This is a genomic window from Bacillus sp. bc15 (assembly GCF_900142585.1).
GTDB lineage: Bacteria > Bacillota > Bacilli > Bacillales > Bacillaceae_G > Bacillus_A > Bacillus_A cereus.
The window spans coordinates 587,170-607,536 of record NZ_FRBJ01000002.1 but is presented as its reverse complement, the minus strand read 5'-3'; the positions used below and the strand labels follow the sequence as shown (position 1 = coordinate 607,536).

The following is a 20,367-nucleotide window of genomic DNA, read 5'->3' as shown; positions in this document are numbered from 1 at the left end:
CCAGGTGAAGGAACAGAGAAGCCAGGTGAAGGAACAGAAAAACCAGGTGAAGGAACAGAAAAACCAGGTGAGGGAGTAGAAAAACCTAATTTACCAGAAAAAGGACAAGGTTCTTCTAATAATCAACAACTTCCAGCTACAGGACACAATACGAATTACGTTCCATTCATCGGTTTTATGCTTCTGTTACTAGGAATACGTTTAAGATTCATGGCTAAAAATAGTTAAAAGATGTATAAAAGGCATCAGAGATTATACAATCTCTGATGCCTTTTAAATTAATACAGATAAATATTTTAAGCTTCAATTACGCTAAGCATTCTGTTTATAAATGCAGCTGCGTGTGCACGTTGTGATGGTCCTTTTGGTACGAATTGATTAAATTCATTACCTTTTACAATTCCATATCCATACACTCTTTGTACTTCTTCTTTAGCGTAAATTAAGTTTTGGTCTACGAATGGTAGTTCAACTTGTTTTGCAAAAATACCAGCGTGTTTTAGAGAACGATCAATCATAATAACAGCTTCTTCGCGTGTAATTGTAGTATTTGGATCAAATGTATTATCACCACGTCCGCGGATTATGCCTGCGCTTGCTGCACGATTAATACCGTCTCTTAAAGATGGGTGTACTTGTTCTAAGTCTGTGAACTTAGCGTTTCCACTTGGTAATTGTAAAGCACGAGTAATTAGTGTAGCAAATTCAGCACGCGTTACAAGACGTTCTGGGAAGTACTTGCCGTTCCCTTCTCCTTGCATAATGCCTCTAGCTGCTAATTGACGAATGTCTTGTTCATACCATCCACCTGTAATGTCATCAGTTACGGGATTTTTTTGGTTTTCCTTATAGTATGTTTCAGTTCCTTTTAAGAAAGCATTCCATTGTCCGCGTTGAATCATAAACGCAGGGCAGTTTTTTCCTGACCAAAATTGGTGTTTTTGGACCTTATCTAGAGAAATATTTAAGTCGTTCATTAAATAAGCTGCCAATTTACGGGCATTTTCTACCGCTTTTTCATAGTTTCCATCTTGATTAACGGCAATTTCAATTCCGATAGATTCATAGTTTCCAGTTTTATTTCCAGCATGCCATCCAACTTCATTTACTGGAAGATGTTGATAAATTTCTTTATCATCTACTGTGAAATGCCAAGATGCGGCGCGATCAGCTGTTCCGCGTGCTTGATTATCTAAGAATTTTGCATGATTTAGAGCATTGGCACCTTTCGCTGTATTAGCCGTTTCGTGAATCGTAATATATTTAGGTACCATCGGGTAGCCAGGGCGAATATCGTCATTTCCTTTTGGGACAATCATTTCTTTAAATGTAACGCCATAAATATTGTTTGTTTGTAGAGCTTCCGGAGCTCTCAATAAACTATTTTTAGCAGTACGACTGTTTTTTAATAATGAAGCTTTTGTACCTTCAAATGTAGCAGAAGGTGCATAAATCCATTTTGCTGTTTCGTTTATTTGGACTTTAAACCAATTTCCAGCTTGTTCAGTAGGAGTAATGACTTGTGGTTGTAGTTTCCCTTCTTCTTTAAACGATTGGAACGGAAGGGCATGTATGGAAGCTTCTTCTTTTACGATTAATTTTTGGTTAGATAGTTTATGAATCTCTTGAACTTCTAAGCTATTATCATTGTTATCTATCCATCCAGCGCCAGTTGGCGTCGTTATGTAGTAAGCATTTCCTTTTTTCTTTGTCGCCGTTACGACTTGTTCTGTAATCTCGATATTCGATTTGTTTTTTAAATCATTCGCAGTATATAATGAATGTTTTTTTGAAGTGTATAGTAGGAATTGGCCAGTAACCTCGATATCTTCTTCATGAGTACTATGCTCATTAACATGCTCTTTAATACTTTTAAAAACTTGATCCTCCGTATATACTTCGGCGGATTTTTCAGCACTCTCTGCAAATGAATAAGTAGGTGCAAGAACAGTTTGTAATGCAAGAGAGAGAGTTAAAACACTATAAAATTTCTTTTTCATATTTTTTTTAACACATTAGATTATAGAATCTAGTGTTAACATTCCTCCTTTTTATATTGTATTTTCACTATGTATCGATTTTAACACTAATAAATTTTAACAAGAGAAAATCAGGATGTCTATATACATGAGCGATATTCATAAAAAGAATTATTTGAAAAAATGTAAGGGAAACAGGTAAAACCTTCTGTATTGACCTGTAAACGCCCTTCAAGTAAACTAAAGAGAGTTTGCAAATGAAAAGGTGATAATGTGTTAATTTCAATTAAAACGTTACAAGATGATCGTTTTTTACGTCCGCTACAAAATATTGGCGGCTTATTTTTTGAAGATAGTACGATTGGATTTGAACAAGAGGAAGCGAATCTGATCGTTGATATACACATTGAGGATAATGTGAAAGCATCCGCTCGATTAACGGATGTTAGCACAGGAAATGTGTATGAAGAAACATTCTCGAAAGATTTATCTGCTTTCACAGATGAAAAAGAGCGTATGAAGCAAGTGAAGCATGTTGTTTCTTATGTATATCTTTCTGTTCTTCAGCAGTTAACTGGACTTGAACAAAGCTGGGGTATTTTAACGGGAGTACGTCCGACGAAACTTCTTCATAAAATGCTTCAAAATGGTATGTCAAAAGAAGAAGCGCATCAAGAACTTCGTGAAAGTTATTTAATTCATGAAGAGAAAATTGAACTTCTTCAGCGTATTGTTGATTGCCAATTAGCAGTTGTTCCGGATTTATACCGTTTGAAAGAAGAAGTAAGTATTTATATCGGTATTCCGTTCTGCCCAACGAAATGTGCATACTGTACATTCCCGGCTTATGCGATTAATGGACGCCAAGGGTCTGTTGATTCGTTCTTAGGTGGTTTACATTATGAAGTTCGTGAAATTGGTAAGTTTTTAAAAGAAAAAGGTGTGAAAGTTACGACGATTTATTATGGCGGCGGTACACCTACAAGTATTACAGCAGAAGAGATGGATATGCTGTATGAAGAAATGTACGAAGCGTTCCCAGACGTGAAAAATGTACGTGAAGTTACAGTTGAGGCAGGTCGTCCAGATACGATCACGCCAGCAAAGCTAGAAGTGTTAAATAAATGGAACATTGACCGTATTAGTATTAATCCGCAGTCATACCATCAAGAGACACTAAAAGCAATTGGACGTCATCATACTGTAGAAGAAACAATTGAGAAATACCATTTAGCTCGTGAAATGGGAATGAACAATATTAATATGGACTTAATTATTGGTCTTCCTGGTGAAGGGTTAGATATCTTCAAGCATACGTTAGATGAAACAGAAAAGTTAATGCCAGAATCATTAACAGTTCATACGTTATCATTTAAACGTGCTTCTGAAATGACGCAAAACAAACGTAAATATAAAGTAGCAGGTCGCGAAGAAATTACAGCGATGATGCACGAAGCAGAAGAATGGACGCAAAAGCATAATTACGTACCATATTACCTATATCGTCAAAAGAATATTTTAGGTAACTTAGAGAACGTTGGTTATGCAATGCCGACACAAGAAAGTATTTACAACATTGTCATTATGGAAGAAGTACAATCAATTATCGGACTTGGTTGCGGTGCATCAAGTAAATTTGTTCATCCGAAGACGGGGGCAATTACGCACTTCGCGAATCCGAAAGATCCAAAATCATATAACGATGGCTTCGTAAAATATACAGAAGATAAATTGAAAATTTTAGAAGAGCTATTCGCATAAGAAGAAAGAGGTTGTTCCGAGTCGGAACAACCTCTTTTTATCCTGCAGTAACGGGGGGCCGATTATATCTTGTCAGTTTTTGTCGGTAAGTCGATATATTCGAAAAATCGCCGATATAATTTCATTTACCGTCTAGCGGTACCGTATGTAAAACTATGTCGATAATAATCAGAAAAATTAGTCAAAACATTGAAGGACAATGTCTACTTATAGACGAAATGATAGATTTATGAAAGAGAAAAGGGGGAAATTGTTGGCATGTACATGACGATAGGGAGAATTTTTGATTTATCTGTTGGTAAGTATACGAATAAAGAGGCGTTAGTGGAACCTGAAAAAAATATTCGCTGGACATATAAACAGTGGGATGAACAAATAAATAAAACGGCACACGCTTTATTAGAAGACGGAGTAAGAAAGGGAGATACAGTATCTGTTTACTTATATAACTGCCATGAATTTGTAAACGTTTACTTAGCTTGTGCGAAAATTGGTGCGATTTTTAACCCGATTAACTTCCGCTTAAAGGCGAAAGAAGTATCTTATATTCTTCAGGACGCATCCTCGAAAGTCGTTGTCTTTGAAAAAGCAGTTGATTCAACTGTTGCTATCATTGAACGAGATTTTCCAAATACATCTTTTTGGTCTATAGAAAACGATAAACCTTCCTATGCAAGTTCCTACCATGAAAAAGTGAATGCAGCATCTTCTGAGAAAGTAAATATCGAAATTGATGAAATGGATTATTGTTCAATGCTTTATACGAGCGGTACGACAGGTCATCCGAAAGGCGTATTACATCGTCATCGTGAAATGGCTGAGCATAGTATGATTTGTACGTATTTCCTAAAATATAATAGAGATAGCGTTGGGCTTGTTGTTGCACCTTTATATCACTGTGGTGAATTAAATGCCGGAATCATACCACGCATTCAAGTTGGCGGAAAGAATGTCATTTTGCATCATTTTGATACAGAAACAGTATTACATACGATTCAAGAAGAAAAGATTACGACGTTCTTTGCAGCACCGACGATGTGGAATATGTTGTTGCAAAAAGATTTAACTCAGTATGATTTAACTTCAATGAAAATCGGTATATATGGCGGAGCGGCAATGGCACCGGCGTTAGTGAAGGAATGTAAAGAACGTCTTTATATTGACCTTGTTCAAATATACGGAATGACAGAAATGGGACCAGTTGTGGCGTTTCTCGTAGAGGAGGATCAAATTACGAAAGCTGGTTCAGCAGGCACGCCATGCTTTAGTCATGAAGTTCGTATTGTGAAACCGAACGAGGATGCACCGGCAGAACCAGATGATGTATTACCTCCATATGAAGTAGGAGAAATTATTTTACGCGGCCCAACTATGATGGCTGGCTATCATAATCGCGAAGAGGCAAATAAAAAATCGATGTATAAAGGATGGTATCATTCTGGTGATTTAGGATACTTTGATAAGGATGGTTATTTATTCGTTGCAGATCGTGTTGATGATATGGTAATTAGCGGTGGCGTAAATATTTACCCTCGTGAAATTGAAGATTTCCTTCATAGTCATCCCGGTATATTAGATGTGGCGGTACTTGGTGAGCCAGATGAATTATGGGGAGAGCGTGTTGTAGCAGTTATTGTGAAGAAAGATGAAACAATAACAGAAGCTGATTTAGAAACGTATTGCAAAGAAAGTGACGAATTAGCAGATTATAAGCGTCCACGTCATTATTTATTTGTAGATGAACTTCCACGTAATGCGAGCGGGAAGTTGCAGAAGTTTGTGCTGAGGGAGTCACTGAAAGGTGCGAAAAAATAGAAAATGAAGGATGCCCCATATCTATGGGGTATCCTTCATTTTTCTATATTAAACAGAAGAAACAATATCTTTTTCAATTCTCATTTCTTCTTGGTGAAGGTTAATTAGCGCATTTGAAATAAGGTGGAAAAACAAAATGGATGTAATGTCCAAAAAGAAAAGACACCTTAAGGTGCCTCTCTCCGACTTGAACCATTTCATTTCATACGAATCGGAATCTATCCGTATTACCATTACCCCTTTGTTATGAGTGTAAACACACACTATAAAGCAGAATCGTCTATATACACTAGATTGTTAGTTCACAAAAGACAAGAGGTTTGAGATCAATATCGAAGTGACGCCACATCCCCTATAATAATTGATATGTTACGCCTTTTAAAAGAATCTGCTTTATAGAACGTGCCCACAAGTTATATTTTACTACATGTAATATTCATTTAGTGTATTTTTTAATGAATATGTATAATTACATAAACTGTATGAAAAAAAAGAGAGTATACTCTAACATTTTGTAATAAAGATAAAGCCCGCTTACGGAATAGGGGGCTTTTCTTACTTTTTATAGATATTTATTCCAATTATATTATCAGATGAATCTAAACGAATATAAACGTCAGCTGATAAAAGGTGTGCATTATATATTCGTTGTTTATATGTTGATATCTCGAAGCGTTTTCCATTTAATTCACATTCTAGAATAATCATATCGCCATGTTCTTTCCAATTTATTAATTTAGCAGTTGTATTCATATAAACCTCCTCTGAATCATTTTATGAAAATTAATAGAGATAGTGTGAGAAAGGAGTTTATATAACAAAAAAAGACACCTTAAGTGTCTTTTTTGATTACTATAAAAGTCGTTGGATGAAATAGGTTTCTATTTTTATTTACGTGAAAACCCTTCTTCATCAAGGTATTCCGCAGCTTCTGGATAAGAGTTGAATGTACCGTCTAAGTTTACACCAGCGTACACGTTCCACATGTCATCCTCTGAAATAAGAGTAAGAATATGACCATCTTCGTTCTGCCATTCTTCTTCTTTTGCAGGTTCTACAGGTGCTATTACTTCTTCTTGTGATAGAAGGTCAATTGATTTCTCAATTACTGAACGTAACTCTTCTGCTGAAAACTCACGGATGTTAACCATACCCTTATCATCCGTTTTGTAACCTTTAATACCGCTTGCATACACAAATCCATTTCCATTTGGGTGTAAATGAAATACAACGTTCTTTTTATCTAAACGACTTTCTTCAAAGTGGAAGTTTACACGTTTTAATGATACGTTCTTTCTTTCTAGTTCTGGGAAAGATTCAATAATCGATAATTTTTCTTCAAAAGTTAGCATAGTGCCTCCAAGTATATAGTAAAAGATTTAATTTGTTCATTATAGCATAGTTGCAATTGTTTCCAAAGATAAGGGGGAAACTTTTCATTGAATACGTTTACGTCACGAGAATGTAAAAAGTGAGCTAACGAATGTATCTTTTTAGGTGTACAATGGAACATGGACTTTATACAAAGGTGGTTTTTTTATGTTTCAAAAAATAGCAAAGGAATGTTTAGCAGGATTTACTGTTGCGATTGTTGCGTTGCCACTTGCGATTGCATTTGGTATTGCTGCGACAGGAACGTCTGAGGGAGCGCTTGTTGGATTGTATGGTGCGATTTTTGCAGGTTTATTCGCAGCGTTATTTGGCGGGACACCTGGGCAAGTAACGGGGCCAACTGGACCAATTACCGTTATCGCAACAGGAGTTATTGCGACGCACGGGTTAGAGGCAAGTTTTATTGCCTTTATGATGGCAGGGTTATTTCAAATTTTATTCGGTGTATGTAAGCTCGGTTCTTACGTTCGATATATTCCGTATCCTGTCGTTTCGGGATTTATGAATGGTATTGCATTAATCATTATTTTAGGTGAAATAAAGCACGTACAAAATAGTTTTCTACTTGTTGTGTTAACGATTATTGTAATGATTGTTTCTGGTAAGTGGATTAAGGCGATTCCGTCTAGTTTAGTAGCACTAGTCGGTGTGACAGCTTTGCTACCTTTATTTTCTTCCCTACTCGAAGGACTTACAGTAAATTTACCGATTATCGGAAATCTTTCATTAAATAAAGTAATTGAAAAGATTGGAACCATTCCAGAAGCGATGCCTACGCTTCATATTCCATCTTTAAGTGGAACAGGAATAGCAGCACTTATTTTACCAGCGCTTAGTATTGCTTTATTAGGATCGATTGACTCGTTGTTAACATCGGTCGTAATGGATAATGTGACAGGTACACGTCATAAAAGTAATAAAGAGCTCGTTGGACAAGGTATCGGTAATATGATGAGCGGATTGTTTGGCGGATTAGCAGGTGCAGGTGCGACTGTAAGGTCTATCGTGAATATAAGAAGTGGCGGTAAAACGGCACTTTCGGCATGTATGCATAGTGTTATCTTATTCATTTTTATTATGGGTCTTGGTTCGGTCGTACAATATATTCCACTTGCTGTACTATCAGGTATTTTAATTTTAACTGGTATTGGAATGTTCGATTGGGAAAGCATGAAAAAGATGCATGTCACTCCTAAAGGTGATGTCGTTGTTATGCTCGTAACGATGATTGTAACGGTGAAGTTCGATTTAATGATTGCTGTTGCATTCGGTATTATTCTTTCGTTCATCATATATATGGTGAAATGTAAAGAACGTAAAACTTCTATCGTAAAAGAAAGAGAAGAAACGTATACAATTCAAGGACCGCTCTCTTTCTTATCAGTAGATCGTATTTTCTCTACTTTACAAGATGTGAAGTCACCGGTTGTTTTACGTATGAAAGATGTGCGTTATATGGATGTATCAGGAGCTATGGCATTATTAAATTTTGTTGAGCAATCAAATAAAGCAGGGGCAAGTGTAAAGCTTGAGCAAGTACATCCGAGTATTGAAAAAACAATCATAGTAATGGCAAGCGATGAACAGAAAGAACAATTGAAAATCTTAAGTGCTTAGATGGTAATTAGAATATCTCACAATCTTACATACATTATAATGTAGAGTTGTGGGATATTCTTATAATGTTTTTAGTAATATGCACTGCAGTGATAGAGAAGAGCTCTTTTTGAGTAACGAAAACAGTTATAATGTGTACATATAATGGAAGGAATTAGAAATTAGAGTGTGAAGAGATAGGCGTAAATTGGTTCTCTTTTCTATTTTGTAAAAAAAACCAAGTATTCAACCTATAATAAATTTGTTATGATAACCAATGGGATAAAGTGAATTCCTATCGTTTAAAACAATATGTTTGAGAGTATATGTATAAAAGAAAAGAGAAAAAATATGAATAAAACATTTGTAAAAGGAGCAGCGATTTTAACAATTACAACTTTTTTGTCAAAATTGCTTGGTAGTTTTTTTCAAATTCCATTACAAAATATTGCAGGAGATGAAGTGCTCGGTATTTTCCGTCTTGTTTTTCCTGTATATATGATTGCTCTTACATTATCGGTAGCCGGAGTTCCACTTGCAATTTCGAAACTAATTGCAGAGTTGAACGAAAAAAATAAGCAAAAGGAAATTGCGAAATTATTTACATCAGCGTCAATTATAGGAATAGCATTTGGCGTTTTCGGCTGTTTAGTCATTGTATTATTTTCTATTGAAATTGCAAATATGCTTGGTGGACAAGAAACTAGAATGCCGTTGCTTATTACTTCATTAGCATTACTCATTGCTCCATACATGGCAGTTTATAGAGGGTATTTTCAAGGTTTCGGTGATATGAAACCAACAGGGGTATCACAGGTCATTGAGCAATTTGTACGTGTGTTTTTTATGTTAATAATTGCTTACATACTAGTATCATGGGATAAGAGTAATACTGTTATTACTAGTGGTGCGATGGTTGGCTCTTTTCTTGGAGTCATTAGTTCCCTTATATATTTGCGTATAAAATATAATAGAAGTCCATACTACAATAAAAGCAATTCCTATTCACTCCGAGATTTAAGAGAAAACGGCAAAAAGATATTGCGGGTATCGATCCCAATCGCTATCGGAGCTTTATCAATGCCACTTTTAAATTTAGTAGACTCGCTTACAATACCGCATGTATTACAAGGATCATCAACAGAAATTCAAGAACAATTTGGAATATACAGTCGCGGTTTTGCATTCACGCAAATAATTGTTATTTTTGCAAGTGCAATTGTATTTCCGTTAATACCACTCTTAACTTCCGCATTGGCCAAAAGAGATATAAATTTGGCGAAAATAACAATTCAAAATACAAATCGACTAGCGCATGTTTTGACAGCACCGTTAACAATATGGTTGATGGCATTAACAGTACCGTTAAATGTCGGATTGTTCACAGACGTAAAAGGCAGTAGTATGTTAACAGTTATGATTGGCAGTTCGTATTTTACTGCGGTTATGGTATTATCAATTGGTGTTTTACAGGGCATTAATCGTTCTGCACAAGCTGCATGGATTGTTATTGGTGCGAGTTGTGTGAAAGTCGTGTTAAACATAATGTTCGTGCAGAAGTTTGGCATAGATGGAGCGGCGTATAGTACATTCATTACTTACGTATTGATTTGTATTGTAAATCATTTGTATATTCGAAGCTATATTGCCTATTCTATTCATTTAAAAAGCTTTTTTGGTGTGCTAGCAATAGCATCTATTTTAGGACTAGGATTGTATGAACTATTTAATGTGATAGATGTTACATCTTCAAGAATTATGACGTTATTATTCAGTGGTATAGCATTAAGTATTACAACCATTTTGTATGGTGTATGTGCTTTGAAATTAAAATGGATATCAATAAAAAAAATACCATTTTTGAAAAGATAAATATAGAAAATTAATTTTTTATTAAAATTCATATGAGCTGATAAAGAGGAAACTATGTAGGGTATTAAGTGTTTAGGTAAGGAATGGGTACCAGTTTATGTTAGATGAAATAAACGGTTACCTAGTTTTGGAGGAGATTTAGGGTGCGTTTAGTCTTATCAGGATATTATGGTTTTTATAATGTTGGAGACGAGGCGATTCTACAATCAATTATTGAATCGTTAAGTAAAGAGAACCCGGATATAGAACTAGTAGTACTATCAAATGATTCTAAATATACAAAGGAAATGTATGGTGTAGAATCGGTAGATCGCTGGGATATAAAAGCTGTTTATCATGCGATCAAAAACAGTGATGGAGTTATTAGTGGTGGCGGGAGCCTTCTTCAAGATCAGACAAGTACGAAGAGTATTCTATATTATACGGGTATTATGGGACTCGCTCGATTATTAAAAAAGCCGTATTATATTTATTCACAAGGAATAGGTCCAATTACAAAAGGATATAATCGTCTATTAGTAAAATGGAACTTGTCAAAAGCTTCCTATGTATCAGTTCGAGATGAGGATTCGTTTTTATATTTAAAAGGACTTGGCATAAAAAACGATATTGAAATTGTTCCAGACCCTGTTTTAACATGGAAACGGACAAAACAATCGGATTGGTTGCAAAAGCATTCGATACATGGAAAAGTAATCGCGGTTAGTGTGCGTTATTGGAATGCAAAAGAAGATTATATAAAAAAATTAGCTGCGGCATTAAAAAAATTAAAGCAAGAAGGATATCAAATTCTATTTGTTCCAATGCATGAGCCATTTGATCAAAAAGCTTCGCGTGAAGTAGTAGACTTAATGGGAGAAGAGACGTATATGCTTCCATATAAAATGGATATCGACGAGAAAATATTCATTTTATCACAATGTTCATTACTAATTGGTATGCGTCTTCATGCACTAGTTTTTTCTGCTGTAGCCAAAACTCCAATGGTCGGGATTTCATACGATCCGAAAATTGATTCATTTTTAAGTCAAGTGAATCAGCCAGTTATAGGAAGTGTGGATGGCGAATGGAGTGCTGAATATTTATATGAAATTGCGAAAAAGCAATTAATGCAACAAGGAACTGTGCAGCAAGAGTTACAATTGACAATAGATGAGCTTCGGTTGCAAGGCAAACAGGCAACAAAGAAACTCATTGATCATATGGAAAAAGGCACTTTATTAAAAAAGTAAAGTGTCTTTTATTTTGTTTTGAATGTAATGAAAATTCTAATTAAAAAACGTTTTATTTTAATTCCTATTTATTATGCTAAAATGATTGTGAGTATTATATAATCAAATTTGTGATAATAAATTCGTAGATTACGAGGAGGATAACCTTGAAGACTTTTTCAAAAGGTATAACAGCAGTGGCATTAACGGGATCATTACTTTTAACTCCTATTTCAAGTTATGCGGCAAATGATGATATTACAGGACATATGTTTGAGACGCATATGCGCTCACTTATTACTAAAGGAGTTTTAATGGGGTATGGAGACAATGTATATGCGCCTGATAAATTAGTAACAAGAGCAGAGTTTGCTACATTCATAGCAAGGGCTTTAAATTTACCGAAAGCTGATTCGAATTTCGAGGATGTGCCGAAGACTTACGGTTTATATGATGGTGTAAGTAGAGCATATGGAGCGAAAATTATTAATGGTCGTACGAACGAGACATTCTCACCAAATGATGTGATTACACGTGAAGAAATGTCGATAATGGTAAAGCGAGCGTTAGACTATAAAAATATTAAAGTAGCTGTAAGTCCGCTTACCTTTACTGATAAAGATAGTATTAACTATAAAGAGCATGTGCAAGTTATGGTGGCTACTCAAATTATTAAAGGGTATCCAGAAGATAATACATTTAGACCACATTTATCAGCTACAAGAGGGATGGCTTCAGCTATGTTGGATCGTATGCTTCAGACGATTGAAAAAAACGGAAATAGCAATCCTGTAGAAACTAAGAAATATGTTGTGACAAATGTAAGAGAAAACGGAACAGAGCAAGAAGTAGAGCGCTATAATACGTATAAAGAAGCGGTTACGGCTGCTCAAAATAAAGGTATGAATGCGGTAAAATACGAGAACGAATTTTTATGGATTAAAGATGGTTTTGCAAGTGCGAAAAGAATAACTGGGCAAAACATCATTAATATTTATGATGAGAATTTGTCAACAGTATATACGTATATTCAGTATGGAACAGAATTGAAAGTGTTAGAAGTTGGCGAAGATCGTGTGAAAGTTCAACTTTCTGGTTTGACAGGTTATGTGAAGAAGAATGAAATCACTTTAATTCCTACAAATGAAATGAAACAGTCGTCTTATTATGTGAAATCAGATGGATATTTATACCATAAATATTATACATATAATACAAGTTCACCTGGATATACAGAATTTAGATATGGTGTGGCACCTTCTTTCATGAAGCAAGGACAGCAAATGTATAGTGTAGATGGAAAGACATTCGGAGACGAAACTTTCTATCAATATTTCAATTATTTATCATTACGTTCGAAAACAGATTATACAGCTGAACAACTAGATAGTTATGTGAAATCGATTAAGCCAGACTCTCCATTAATTGGTTTAGGAAAGAAATTTAAAGAAGTAGAAAGCAAGTATAATGTAAATGCATTATTCTTATATTCATTAGCAATTCATGAAAGTTATTATGGAACAAGCGCTCTTGCAAAAGACAAAAATAATTTATTTGGTTTAAAAGCAACAGACGATAGTCCATATGGCAACGGAGAAGCATTCAATTCAAAAGAAGATTGTATTGAACATGCAGCACAATTATACATGAATGAAGGATATTTAAATCCAGGACATTGGCGTTATACAGCAACATATACAGGTGATAAAGCTGCTGGTTTAAATGCGAAATATGCATCTGATGCGAACTGGGGTAAAAAAGTAGCGGGGCATATGAACCGTTTTGATTCTTATTTAGGTAAAAAAGAATACAACAAGTACAAACTTGCACGTGTGATGAATAACGTGGAAGTGAAAAAGAATCCTAGTATATCAAATGAGCGACTGTATCGTTTAAATACAAATGTAGTTGTTACAGTTACTGGTGAAGAAATAATAAATGGAAAAGCGTGGGTTAAAGTTATTTCAGATAATCCTACTGTAACAGAAGCGTATATTGCAAAAGAAAGCTTAGAATACGTAAAACATTAATTAAATAAAAAAGAAGGTGCTACTGACATTTCGTAGCACCTTCTTTTTTATTCAATTTCAAAATCAACAATGATATAAGCGAGAATAACAACGAAGAAAATACTAACGGCTGGCGCTGTTAATACGTGGCCAGACATAAAGCCAATGCCAAGTGATAGAATGAGTGTGCTCGCTAATAGCATATACTTTACGGTCATGATTTTCTTAAAGTTTGTGATCATGCGGATGAATAATTTAATACCAAAGTATAGAAGCGGTATTAAGTAAATAAGGAAACCGACAATTCCAAAGGCGAAAAATAGGTCATGGAAGTCCATTTCAATTAATTTAATTTTATCTGTGTAGTTACCAGCGTAACCCATTCCGAATAGTTTTTGTGAAAGCGGTGCGTCTTTATAGTACTGTTTGTATGTTTTTAAGAATTTGTCGCGATCACTGTAAATCAAACTTTTCATTTCAGAATCTGTAAGTTCACCTTTTGCATGTTTTTTTGTATCTTCTGGATCTTCTTTAATTACTTTTCCTTCTTTTCGATCTTTTTCTTCTTGTACTGATTTTTTGTATTCATATATTTGCATGTGAATGCCCATATTTTTTGCGATAGGAGTATGCGGTGTAAGAACAATTAAACCTCCTAGTATAACTGCGGCAACAACGGTATTTACAATATGTGTGAATCCTTTTCTTTCTTTTTTACGATTTATCATGTACTCAATGAATGAGAAAAAAAGTGCTACGCCTAATGTAATCACAATTGCGCCATATCCGACTTTCGTTCCGACCATAATACTTGCATACATCGCAAGTATTGTTGGAATCCAGTAATATATTTTCGAGAAAGAAGTTGTTTTATGAATCGAATATAAGACAATGATTGGGAACATAATGGCGAAAAGAGAACTTAAATCATTTCCAGCGAAGAACCAACCTCTTGAACCGATTTTTGAATGAGGATAGCTTGGGAAATCCGTTCCAGTTTGCATTGCGACAATCATTGTGATGCTTAAAATTAAAGTTGCATATAAGAAATATGTAATGATTTTATGAAATACATACTCTTTATTTTTTAGCTCTTTAAAGGCGATAATATATCCAAACAGTAGCACAATTGGATATACGCTCTTTAAGATGAATTTAACTTCTTCTCCAAATGAAACTGGAGATTTAACCATCATATTATTTACAAGACCGATTGCGAGTGCGATTCCGAGTAAACATAAATAGAGGATGTACTTTTTCGCATCTTGTTGTTTGTGATGAAGAAGTAGGTATCCTAATGCAAGAAGCATAAAGGCGAAACGGACTACAACTCCAACTGTTGCGCTCATGTGTAATATATAGATTGAAAAAGATGTTAATAAATCTAAAATTGGTTGAAACACAATGAATAGCAATAGGAAATGTGGGAAGTAGTTATCCGTTTGTTTCAACTTAGTAACCATATGTTCCTCCAGTTCTTCATTCCTTTATTACAACACCCAAAAGATGGGTATAAAGCCTTTTTTACATAGTAAGGCGAATGAATTTCAATATTTGTTTTTTTATCAAACTTAAGAATACACCATTTCATTGTAATGGTAAATAGATGAAAAGCATGGATAAACCGACTTTAATTTCTATATTTTTCAACGGAATTGTATGTTTTATACGGTATATGTACAAATTGCGAGATTATTAGACAGAAAATTGAGAAAAAAGAAGGATTTTTCAATGGTTCTCTATAATTATATAAGTATAATCTTTATGGAGAAAAGAGGGGTATATATAATGGAAATAACAAGTAAAACAGAATCTGTCGTTGTGAAATATGAAGGCCACGTTGCAACAGTTATGGTCAATCGCCCAGAGGTGTTAAATGCGTTAGATGAGCCGACATTAAAAGAGTTATTACAAAAGTTGAAAGAAGTAGCGGAAAGTTCTGCGCATATCGTTGTGTTATGTGGGAACGGCCGTGGTTTTTCTGCGGGTGGGGATATTAAATCGATGCTTTCAAGTAATGATGAAAGTAAGTTTGATGGCATTATGAATACTATTTCTGAAGTTGTCGTGACGTTATATACGATGCCAAAGCTTGTTATTAGTGCAATTCATGGACCAACTGCAGGTCTTGGGTTAAGTATTGCGTTAACAGCTGATTATGTAATGGCGGATATATCATCTGTTATTGCGATGAACTTTATTGGAATCGCTTTAATTCCAGATGGAGGCGGTCATTTCTTCCTTCAAAAGCGCGTCGGTGAAAATATGACGAAGCAAATTATTTGGGAAGGCAAGAAATTATCAGCGACAGAAGCGCTTGATATCGGCTTAATTGATGAAGTAATCGGCGAAGATTTCCAAACGGCTGTGAAGCAAAAAATTAATGAATGGTCACAAAAACCGATTAAAGCAATGATTCAAACGAAGCAAATTTTATGTGAAGTAAATCGCTCTAATTTAGAGCAAACATTGCAATTAGAGAAGCGTGGTCAATATGCAATGAGACAAACAGCGGATCATAAAGAAGGAATTGCTGCGTTTTTAGAGAAACGTTTACCAGCATTTAAAGGGGAATAAAGTGAAGTGAGGATTTTGTCCATTCCTCACTGATTATTAGCTCGTTAATTCGGGATAAAGGGGAGAAAGTGCTAACACATTTTAGTATAATTGTGTTAGCACTTTTTTTAAGGAGTAATACATGAAGAAAATGATCGGTGTTATTACTATTATTTTGCTTACATATTCTGCTTTGCATAGTACACCATCTTTGGCAGTTCGGACTGCGTTGTTTTTTGAGGGACATCCAAGTGTTGCATTTTCTGATGGGGTGACGAAAGAAAAAGATGTGAAAAAAGAAGCGATTCCAGATGAGTATCAAACTCTATATGGTAAGGACGAAGACTTAGAGCACTATTTCTTTCCACATGTAAGAGCACATGGATCAGGAATTGATATGTTAAGTGCGTGCGTGAAGAAAAAATGGTTTTTCTATAAAGCAGAGCTCGGATGTTATTAAATATAGGAGGATGAATGATGTCAGCATATAACAAGTTAGTAAGAGATCGTGTTCCAGAGAAGATTTTAATGTCTGGAAAAACGTATACAGCACAAAAATTAACAGGGCAAGCATACATACAGGCTTTAGCGAAAATTGGAACGGAAGAAATTCGTGAATTTGCTTCTATGAAAGAACGCGAACATGCGCTAGATTCTCTTGCGGATGCGCTAGAAGTTATCATTTCATTAGCACGTGCAGAAGGTGCATCGATTGAAGATGTAGAACGCCTTCGTAAGAAAAAAGAAGTAGAGCGCGGTGGATTTGAAAGAGGTATTTATTTATTAGACGTTTCAGAAGAATAGTTTTATAGGAAAAGCATAGCGTTAATGAGTAACGCTATGCTTTTTTGTTGCAATGAAGCTAATAATGAAGAAGCTAGCTGTTAATATCCAGCCGATTGTAATAGAAGTAGTAGTATGAATGGCATAAGAGATTTGTAAACAAAATAATGATGCTAAAAACCAAATGAGTGCAATGTGTATATATTTTTTTGATATATTCATATTTCAGGACTCCTTTTGTATACTAAAAAGAATTTTACTACAATTTAGAAAATTAAGCTATATAAGTAGAGGTTTTCTGGCGGATTTTGTATACTGAATAGTAGAGAAAATGAGGAGGAAACGACAATGGCACATCATACGAAAGAAACGATGGAACTGATTAAGGAGCTTGTCTCTATTCCGAGTCCATCTGGAAATACAGCAAAAATTATTAATTTCATTGAAAACTATGTCAGTGAGTGGAACGTAGAAACGAAGCGTAACAATAAAGGCGCTCTTATTTTAACGGTAAAAGGGAAGAATGATGCGCAGCACCGCTTATTAACGGCACACGTTGATACGTTAGGTGCGATGGTGAAAGAAATTAAGCCTGATGGTCGCCTGAGTCTTTCTATGATTGGTGGATTTCGCTGGAACTCTGTAGAAGGAGAATATTGCGAAATTGAAACATCAAGTGGCAAGACGTATACAGGAACGATTTTAATGCATCAAACATCTGTACATGTATATAAAGATGCAGGTGAAGCAAAACGCGATGAGAAAAATATTGAAGTTCGTATTGATGAGCGCGTATTTTCAGCTGATGAAGTACGCGAATTAGGAATTGAAGTAGGAGACTTCGTGTCATTTGATCCGCGCGTTCAAATTACAGAGAGTGGATACATAAAATCACGTCATTTAGATGACAAAGTAAGTGTTGCGATTTTATTAAAATTAATTAAAAGATTACAAGATGAAAACGTAACATTACCATATACGACGCATTTCTTAATTTCTAATAATGAAGAGATTGGATACGGTGGTAATTCTAATATTCCAGAAGAAACTGTTGAATACTTAGCAGTTGATATGGGAGCGTTAGGTGATGGACAAACATCTGATGAATATACAGTATCTATTTGTGCAAAAGACTCTAGCGGCCCGTATCATTACGCACTGCGTAAACATTTAGTAGAGCTTGCGAAAACGAATCATATTGAATATAAAGTAGATATCTATCCATACTACGGATCTGATGCATCAGCTGCGATTCGCGCGGGATTTGATGTGAAACATGCTTTAATTGGAGCGGGTATTGATTCTTCTCACGCATTTGAGCGTACACATGAAAGTTCTATTGCGCATACAGAAGCATTAGTGTATGCATATGTAATGTCTAATTTAATTGAAGAATAATTTCATAGATAATAGAGAGCTGATTAAAAATATTATTTTTAATCAGCTGTTTATTTGGCGAAGCGATTAGGAGACATGTCCTAATCGTTTTTTTATCCCGCTATTTGTGGGTTGATTAAAATTTTATTTTATATACATTCATTATAAGTTATATATATGCGATTTTTGTTATACGGCCGGAAACGTATTTACTATAGATATATAATGTTATAAACTATGAAAGGAATTAATTAATAGTTAATATTTTTTAGTTAGCTTGAATAAAAAAATTGTATGAATATGAAGTTTTGAGAGGAGATTTATTTTTCATGAAGTACAAAGCAATAGCCGCAGGTTTATTAGCAGCAAATTTACTAGCACATCCAATTAGTAGTTTAGCAGAAACGAAGAAATTTCCTGATGTTTCAGATAGTGCGTGGTCGAAAGACGCAATTTATTATTTAGTAGAGAGAAATGTAATTAACGGTATGCCAGATGGTAACTTTATGCCATACGGAAATTTAACACGTGCCCAGGCAGCAAAGATTATCGCAACAGCAATTGGTGCTAAAGTAGATCCGAATGCAAAGCCGTCTTATAATGATGCAAAAAATAATTGGGCAGCTTCATTTATTGCAGCCATGGAAAAAGAGAATATTATTAAAGGGCGAGAACCAGGAGTATTTGATCCTGAAGGAAAAGTAACTCGTGCTGAAATGGCAGCTATGCTTGTAAGAGCATATAATCTGAAAAGCAAAGTAACAGGACCAGTTCCTACAAAATTCGCTGATTTAGAGAATCATTGGGGTAAAGAAGAAGTTAATATTTTAGTAGAATTAAAACTTTCTTTAGGTACAGAGAATGGCTGGAAACCGAATGATTCTATTACGCGTGAACAAGCAGCTCAGCTTACTGCGCAAACAGATAAATTTAGCAAGAATAGTGATCGTCCAGTAGAAACAAAGAAAATGTACATAGATAGAAAATTCATTACATATCACGCACCATCATTAAGTTCTGGGATTAGTGCAAATCAGCATAATCCACAAACGGTAGAAATTAAAGAAGAACGAGATGGATGGATCAAAATTGCAACAAGTAACGGTGATAAATGGACACCTTTAGTGGAGAAAACAGAAGTTATTAATGAAGGATTCACTACTTATGCAGAAGCTTCTTCTTCGTCAAAAGTAATGGGAACACATAACGCACAGCAAGTAACTGTTATTGAAGAGAATGGCAGCTGGATTCGTATCCGCATGGGCGCTGGTTTCCAATGGGTTAATAAAAATCAATTAAATCCAGTGAAGCAAGGTAACTTCTTAGAAGGAAAAGCGATTATCATTGATCCAGGTCATGGTGGAGTTGATCCAGGGCATTCTGGTGTGAAAATGGATGAAAGTGCTATTGTATTAGATACATCTTTACGTGTACAAAAACTATTTGAACAAAAGACACCATTTACTGTTTTATTAACACGTAATGATGATACGCGTCCGGGAAATACTCCTGGTGAATCTTTGAAAAAACGTGTAGAATTTGCACAAGAAAATAAAGGTGATATTTTCGTAAGTATTCATGCAAACGGGTTTAATGAACAAGTAGAAGGAACAGAAACGTTCTACTACAGATCGGCAACAAATCCAAATTCAGAAGAAAGCCGTGTACTAGCAGAAAAAGTACAAAAACGTTTAGTACAAGCACTTCAATCAAATGATAGAGGTGTAAAGACAGAAAACTTCTATGTAGTGAAATACAATACAATGCCTGCTATTTTAGCTGAACTAGGTTTCATCGATGCTAAAGGTGAAGGTGAAAAACTAGCTACTGAAGAATGGAGACAACGTGCAGCGGAAGCTATTTATCAAGGTATTTTAGATTACTATGAAGAAATGGGTAACAACGTGTCTTCTTTCCGTTAATAAATAATAAGAGATTGCCATTGGCAGTCTCTTTTATTTATTAACGTTTCTCTTTATTTCCGGCATATGATATCATTTAATTTTATATACAAAA

At 35.0% G+C, this 20,367-nt stretch carries 17 protein-coding genes; 12 read left to right on the top strand and 5 right to left on the bottom strand.

All coding sequences use genetic code 11. The annotated features are described in order from the left end of the window. A partial coding sequence (locus BUA87_RS12985; protein ID WP_049119397.1) for an LPXTG cell wall anchor domain-containing protein occupies positions 1 to 228 on the top strand: 228 nt, incomplete at its 5' end. Between the two features lie 68 nt (positions 229 to 296). Here the strand turns inward: BUA87_RS12985 and BUA87_RS30950 are convergent. Beyond that, the gene (locus BUA87_RS30950; protein ID WP_000726527.1) at positions 297 to 2,000 is read right to left on the bottom strand and encodes an S-layer homology domain-containing protein; all 1,704 of its coding nucleotides are present in this window, start codon (positions 1,998 to 2,000) and stop codon (positions 297 to 299) included. Between the two features lie 252 nt (positions 2,001 to 2,252). Here BUA87_RS30950 and BUA87_RS12975 point away from each other — a divergent pair, with 252 nt between their 5' ends. Together BUA87_RS12975 and BUA87_RS12970 are read left to right on the top strand one after the other, a co-directional pair. Beyond that, positions 2,253 to 3,740: a coproporphyrinogen III oxidase gene (locus tag BUA87_RS12975; RefSeq protein WP_000908776.1), complete on the top strand. Its 1,488-nt coding sequence runs from the start codon at positions 2,253 to 2,255 to the stop codon at positions 3,738 to 3,740. Positions 3,741 to 3,998: 258 nt separating this feature from the next. Next, positions 3,999 to 5,555, top strand: a complete 1,557-nt coding sequence (locus BUA87_RS12970) for a fatty acid--CoA ligase (RefSeq protein WP_000282008.1) — start codon at positions 3,999 to 4,001, stop codon at positions 5,553 to 5,555. Between the two features lie 555 nt (positions 5,556 to 6,110). Here BUA87_RS12970 and BUA87_RS12965 read toward each other — a convergent pair. Then, complete coding sequence (locus BUA87_RS12965; RefSeq protein WP_001098258.1) at positions 6,111 to 6,308, bottom strand: hypothetical protein; 198 nt, start codon at positions 6,306 to 6,308, stop codon at positions 6,111 to 6,113. A gap of 134 nt (positions 6,309 to 6,442) precedes the next feature. Next, positions 6,443 to 6,907 carry a hypothetical protein gene (locus tag BUA87_RS12960; protein ID WP_072939878.1) on the bottom strand — a complete coding sequence of 155 codons (465 nt, stop codon included), beginning with the start codon at positions 6,905 to 6,907 and terminating at the stop codon, positions 6,443 to 6,445. A 187-nt stretch (positions 6,908 to 7,094) separates the two neighbouring features. On the opposite strand from BUA87_RS12960, the gene BUA87_RS12955 reads away from it, so the two are divergent. From BUA87_RS12955 to BUA87_RS12940, 4 genes are all read left to right on the top strand, one after another. Continuing rightward, on the top strand, positions 7,095 to 8,564 hold the full coding sequence (locus BUA87_RS12955; protein ID WP_072939875.1) for a SulP family inorganic anion transporter: 1,470 nt from the start codon (positions 7,095 to 7,097) through the stop codon (positions 8,562 to 8,564). A 330-nt stretch (positions 8,565 to 8,894) separates the two neighbouring features. Next, a complete protein-coding gene (locus BUA87_RS12950) occupies positions 8,895 to 10,415 on the top strand; it encodes a putative polysaccharide biosynthesis protein (RefSeq protein ID WP_001044014.1) in 1,521 nt (506 codons plus the stop codon). A gap of 143 nt (positions 10,416 to 10,558) precedes the next feature. Next, positions 10,559 to 11,647, top strand: a complete 1,089-nt coding sequence (gene csaB / locus BUA87_RS12945) for a polysaccharide pyruvyl transferase CsaB (protein WP_001241596.1) — start codon at positions 10,559 to 10,561, stop codon at positions 11,645 to 11,647. A 146-nt stretch (positions 11,648 to 11,793) separates the two neighbouring features. Further along, the gene (locus tag BUA87_RS12940) at positions 11,794 to 13,656 is read left to right on the top strand and encodes an S-layer homology domain-containing protein (RefSeq protein ID WP_061660967.1); all 1,863 of its coding nucleotides are present in this window, start codon (positions 11,794 to 11,796) and stop codon (positions 13,654 to 13,656) included. 47 nt (positions 13,657 to 13,703) lie between these two features. Here BUA87_RS12940 and BUA87_RS12935 read toward each other — a convergent pair whose 3' ends face one another. Continuing rightward, positions 13,704 to 15,098, bottom strand: coding sequence for an O-antigen ligase family protein (locus BUA87_RS12935; RefSeq protein WP_016513658.1), 1,395 nt, complete (start codon positions 15,096 to 15,098; stop codon positions 13,704 to 13,706). Positions 15,099 to 15,399: 301 nt separating this feature from the next. Between BUA87_RS12935 and BUA87_RS12930 the strand changes: the two genes are divergently transcribed. The 3 genes from BUA87_RS12930 (at position 15,400) to BUA87_RS12920 (ending at position 16,995) form a co-directional block, all read left to right on the top strand. Then, positions 15,400 to 16,212 carry an enoyl-CoA hydratase gene (locus BUA87_RS12930; protein ID WP_001999174.1) on the top strand — a complete coding sequence of 271 codons (813 nt, stop codon included), beginning with the start codon at positions 15,400 to 15,402 and terminating at the stop codon, positions 16,210 to 16,212. Positions 16,213 to 16,333: 121 nt separating this feature from the next. Continuing rightward, on the top strand, positions 16,334 to 16,651 hold the full coding sequence (locus BUA87_RS12925) for a hypothetical protein (protein WP_000738198.1): 318 nt from the start codon (positions 16,334 to 16,336) through the stop codon (positions 16,649 to 16,651). Between the two features lie 17 nt (positions 16,652 to 16,668). Continuing rightward, the gene (locus BUA87_RS12920; RefSeq protein WP_001277348.1) at positions 16,669 to 16,995 is read left to right on the top strand and encodes a nucleoside triphosphate pyrophosphohydrolase; all 327 of its coding nucleotides are present in this window, start codon (positions 16,669 to 16,671) and stop codon (positions 16,993 to 16,995) included. 21 nt (positions 16,996 to 17,016) lie between these two features. Here the strand turns inward: BUA87_RS12920 and BUA87_RS12915 are convergent, their stop codons facing one another. Further along, a complete protein-coding gene (locus BUA87_RS12915) occupies positions 17,017 to 17,196 on the bottom strand; it encodes a hypothetical protein (RefSeq protein ID WP_016513660.1) in 180 nt (59 codons plus the stop codon). A 126-nt stretch (positions 17,197 to 17,322) separates the two neighbouring features. Here BUA87_RS12915 and BUA87_RS12910 point away from each other — a divergent pair, with 126 nt between their 5' ends. Continuing rightward, a complete protein-coding gene (locus BUA87_RS12910) occupies positions 17,323 to 18,372 on the top strand; it encodes a M42 family metallopeptidase (protein WP_000930086.1) in 1,050 nt (349 codons plus the stop codon). A 308-nt stretch (positions 18,373 to 18,680) separates the two neighbouring features. Continuing rightward, the gene (locus tag BUA87_RS12905) at positions 18,681 to 20,273 is read left to right on the top strand and encodes an N-acetylmuramoyl-L-alanine amidase (RefSeq protein WP_016513661.1); all 1,593 of its coding nucleotides are present in this window, start codon (positions 18,681 to 18,683) and stop codon (positions 20,271 to 20,273) included. Positions 20,274 to 20,367: the final 94 nt, after the last annotated feature.